The following is a 3,526-nucleotide window of genomic DNA, read 5'->3' on the forward strand; positions in this document are numbered from 1 at the left end:
GCAGCAGCGGCCCCATGATCGTGCGGTCCGCGACTGCCGCCGCAAGTCCGCCCAGGACGGCAGTGGCGGCGAGAACGGGGATGGGGTACCGGCCGCGTACCGCCAAGGCCGCCACGCTCATCAGCTCGGCCGCGCAGGCCGTGCCTGCCCGCTGCGGATCGCTGCCGCTTCGTACGGCGATGACGGCTCCGGCCACTACCAGTACAGCAAGCACGCCAGTGGCCGCCAGGTCACCGGCGCGTCGCCACGAGAACCGTTCCACACCTCACGCGTCCCGGCGGGCTGTCTGCCAGGCGCCCGCCACCACAGGGATGACGGCCCAGACCAGGAGTACCAGCACGGCTGTCGAGACTGGCATGGGTACCACGTACGTTCCGCCGACGGCTGTCGGCACCAGGCGGTCCCCGGCCGCCAGGGACACGGTGTCACGCAGCGAACCGAGCCCGGTGGCGTGCTCCAGGATCCTGCCCAGGGCCAGGTTCCAGCACAGCAGCAGTCCTATGGTGACGCTGCGCGAGGACATAGCCGAGGAGAGCCCGACCGCCAGGATGGTGGAGAGGGCAGCACTGGCCGCGACAGCGATCCCGCAACCGGCCAGGATGCGCGCGGACGGCCCCGGTCCCGCAGCCGTGAAGAGCACGGCTCCCGTGGCGGTGCACGCGAAGGACACGGTGGCGAAGGCGAAGGTCACCAGGAGGGCCGACGGAATCCGTACCGCGAACAGCGCGATCCGGGACCGGCCGGTGGACGCCAGGTCGCGGAAGACACCTGCCGCGGTGTCGCCACCGCCCGCGGCGGTTCCGATGAGCACAGCGGCAACCCCTCCCAGATAGTTCAGCAGCATCATCGCGTTGGCCAGACCCTTCAGTCCACCAGCGGGCGCGTGGTGCACCGGGTCGGTGGCGTGCTGCAGCACGCCCAGCCCGTAGAAGACGATCTGGCCGCCCACCCACAGGGCCGCCGACCAGGCCATCAGCGCTCGTCGTTTGCACAGCGTGAGCAGCTGGGCCGAGGTCATCCGGACGATCGTCGTCATGAGGACTCCATACGTGCGCCGGCGGTCGAGGTCAGTGGCTTTCACGGGCCGTCTCCAGGTGAGAGGTGATCTCCAGGAACCGCTCCTCGAGCGTGGCGCGCACCGGTTCGATCCGGTCGACCGAGATACCGGCCTCGACCAGCAAGCGGTTCACCGAGGCGACGTTCACGCTCTGGCCGGGCGTCACCCGCAAAAGCCCCGGAGCTTCGACGCTCAGTCCGGCAACGGCGCCCCGGCCCTGGAGGACGGCTGCCGCGCGGACCGTGTCGTCGCATCCGATGAAGACCTGCCGCCGGCTGCCGGCGATCTGCGACACCGGGCCTTGGACGACGAGCTTTCCCTGGTCGATGATGGCGACCGCGTCACACGTCTTCTCCACCTCGTCCAGCAGATGGGAGCTGATCACCACGGTGCGGCCCTCGCCGACCAGGGTCCGGATCATCTGCCGCATCTCCAGGATCCCGGCGGGATCGAGTCCGTTCATCGGCTCGTCCAGAATCAGCAGCCCGGGGTCGCCGAGCAGGCACCGGGCGATGCCAAGTCGCTGCCGCATGCCCAGCGAATAGCCACCGACCCGGTCATCCGCCCGATCAACCAGCCCGACCAGCTCCAGTACATACCCCACCCGGTTCGGCGCCTGCGGGCCGCGCGCCGAAGCGGCGACGCGCAGGTTCTCACGTCCGGTCAGGTGCGCGTGAAACCGGGGCTCCTCGACGATCGCACCGACCAGGGCAAGCGCCCTGCAACGTGCGGCCGGCATCGGCATCCCCATCACACGGATCGAGCCGGACGTGACAGGGGTCAGCCCGAGCACCATCCGGATCAGCGTGGTCTTGCCTGCCCCGTTCGCTCCCAGCAGTCCATAAGCGCACCCGGCGGGCACCCGCAGATCCAACGCGTCCAGCGCCACCCGGTTCCCGAAGCGTTTGGTCAGCCCCGCGGTCTCGATGACCGGCCGATCGTCCCTCGCGCCGTACGGCGCCGCTGTGGTTTCCATGCCCACGACGCTATTCCCGTGCCGAGCCCCGCCCATCCGGCGACAGATCGAACAGGACTGTCATCCTGCGGCGTACGGCGCGGCCGTCTCCACCTGACGGATGACACCGCGCACACCACGTCCTGACGGCCCCACAGACCCGGGCCGGACCCGGTGCCGCAGCGCAGGGGCCAGCCGATAGCAGCCCGGCAGGCTCGGTACCGTCTGCAAGTTCACGAGGAGGGCGGGTTGGACGACCAGCGATCAGCGAGCGCTAGCACCATGCGCCTCGACGAACGCACAGCCGGGCTCGCGGACCCGGACTGCGACATCAACGCCCTGGGCAACACGGAAACGGAAAAGGAACTCATCGCCGCCCGAGAGCCAGAGCTGATTCCGCGGCTGGAGGCGCACCTTGCGGAAGCCGTGGAAGCAGGGAACTGATATGCCCGTCATGTGCTCGCCCGGATCCTGGCCGACACGGCCCACCGCACGTCTGTGGCCGCCCTGCTGCGCGCCTACTCCCACAATCTGGGCGACGACCAGGACCCTCTCGCGACGAAGCTCTACACCTTCGCGCAAGAGGACCCGGCCGCCGCGCGCGGCATCCTCGTGCCGTGGGCCGATGACCCGACCAGGACCTGCGCCGCGCAGCGATCTGGCTGCTCGGCTTCGTACCCGAACCCACTGACCTCACCGTGCTGGCCCACGCCGCCAACGACTCGGACGAGCGGATCCGGACCGCGGTGCGTGGACACGCTCGGCAGCCACGGCAAGAACCCGACGGCCGTCGACTTGCCGATGAGCCTGCTCGACGATCCATCCACGCCGGTGCGAGTCTCCGCCGTCCAGCTCTGTGGGTGCCGAGATGTGGCGGCGGGCGGTGTGCGGAATGCTGCCGGGCGCCGGGCTGGAACGCTTGTGGCACCACAGCCGCGCGCACCGGTTCTTCTCTACGACCCGCTGGTATGCAGACCAGGTGGGGCTGGCGTTGGCCGATGTCATCGTGGGTGTCTGCTACCCGCCGACTCGCCGATCACGGTGGTGGTCGACGACACGCTGTTCAAGCGGTCGGGAAAGAAGATATTCGGCGTCGCGTGGCACCACGACGGTGCGGCGAAGGGCCCTGACACTGCAACCGCACTCTTTGCGTCATCGCAGGTCAGGCAGGTTTCAGGATTCCTACGCCGTGACGGTTCGTCAGCAGATGGCGGCGATCGCCGCGCGCGATGACGTCGCGAATCAGCTGGTCAGCGATCCGGAAAGCCGACAGCACGTCATACCCGGTATGCAATGCACCCCACTCGACCTGCGGTGATTGCGTGAGTGCGGTTGCAGTACTCAGCTGATCGGGTTCGGGAACGCCGAATCGGGCGACAGAGTCCTACAGGATCGAGCGTCCTTCATCCGGTGTCGTCGGTGGCTCGCAGGCGTGTGGTGAGCAGGGAACGTTCCGCGGGGTTCGAGGTGAGCCGTAGGGCATGCTCATCGGCCCGTCTGGCGTCATCGGTTCG

General features: G+C 68.8%; 5 protein-coding genes. 2 read left to right on the plus strand and 3 right to left on the minus strand.

Annotated features, from left to right (window positions below; translation table 11 throughout):
* From EFK10_RS14315 to EFK10_RS14325, 3 genes are all read right to left on the minus strand, one after another.
* On the minus strand, positions 1 to 262 hold a 262-nt coding region (locus tag EFK10_RS14315), incomplete at its 3' end, for a hypothetical protein (protein WP_164835993.1).
* 3 nt (positions 263 to 265) lie between these two features.
* Complete coding sequence (locus EFK10_RS14320; protein WP_127356084.1) at positions 266 to 1,036, minus strand: hypothetical protein; 771 nt, start codon at positions 1,034 to 1,036, stop codon at positions 266 to 268.
* A 31-nt stretch (positions 1,037 to 1,067) separates the two neighbouring features.
* Positions 1,068 to 1,946: an ABC transporter ATP-binding protein gene (locus EFK10_RS14325; protein ID WP_206305452.1), complete on the minus strand. Its 879-nt coding sequence runs from the start codon at positions 1,944 to 1,946 to the stop codon at positions 1,068 to 1,070.
* A gap of 315 nt (positions 1,947 to 2,261) precedes the next feature.
* On the opposite strand from EFK10_RS14325, the gene EFK10_RS14330 reads away from it, so the two are divergent.
* Together EFK10_RS14330 and EFK10_RS52035 are read left to right on the plus strand one after the other, a co-directional pair.
* Positions 2,262 to 2,456, plus strand: a complete 195-nt coding sequence (locus EFK10_RS14330; RefSeq protein ID WP_127356086.1) for a hypothetical protein — start codon at positions 2,262 to 2,264, stop codon at positions 2,454 to 2,456.
* Positions 2,457 to 3,201: 745 nt separating this feature from the next.
* On the plus strand, positions 3,202 to 3,330 hold the full coding sequence (locus EFK10_RS52035; protein ID WP_265737510.1) for a hypothetical protein: 129 nt from the start codon (positions 3,202 to 3,204) through the stop codon (positions 3,328 to 3,330).
* The last annotated feature ends 196 nt before the right edge of the window (positions 3,331 to 3,526 follow it).

It is taken from the genome of Streptomyces soli (genome assembly GCF_003999195.1).
In the GTDB taxonomy this organism is placed as follows: domain Bacteria; phylum Actinomycetota; class Actinomycetes; order Streptomycetales; family Streptomycetaceae; genus Actinacidiphila; species Actinacidiphila soli.